This is a genomic window from Xenorhabdus entomophaga (assembly GCF_037996725.1).
Lineage (GTDB): Bacteria > Pseudomonadota > Gammaproteobacteria > Enterobacterales > Enterobacteriaceae > Xenorhabdus > Xenorhabdus khoisanae.
In genome coordinates this window covers 1-220 of record NZ_JBBMXH010000554.1, presented here as the reverse complement: position 1 = coordinate 220, position 220 = coordinate 1, and the positions used below count along the sequence as shown (strand labels likewise).

The following is a 220-nucleotide window of genomic DNA, read 5'->3' as shown; positions in this document are numbered from 1 at the left end:
TCTCACCCTCCGTATCCGCCTAAAAAGGCTGAATCGAAAAACGATAGGTTATTCCAAATCCGAAAAGATACACGATAAAGTGATAGGAACGTTCATTGAAACAGAATACTAACGCGATGCTCGACTTTAACACCCTATAACGTTAGCGTGTTGAAGCCAATCGCGTTGTCTTTTACCTTGTTTAAAATTAGCAAAAATGCCCAACGTATGAGAAAGCAGT

General features: G+C 40.0%; 1 protein-coding gene and 1 pseudogene. One reads left to right on the top strand and one right to left on the bottom strand.

Going from position 1 to position 220, the window contains the following annotated elements; translation table 11 throughout:
* Window positions 1-112: IS1 family transposase (locus AAC854_RS24030; RefSeq protein ID WP_340619229.1), on the top strand; the 112-nt coding region annotated here is incomplete at its 5' end.
* A gap of 14 nt (window positions 113-126) precedes the next feature.
* Here the strand turns inward: AAC854_RS24030 and AAC854_RS24675 are convergent.
* A pseudogene (locus AAC854_RS24675) lies at window positions 127-220 on the bottom strand (IS982 family transposase); the annotation flags it as partial.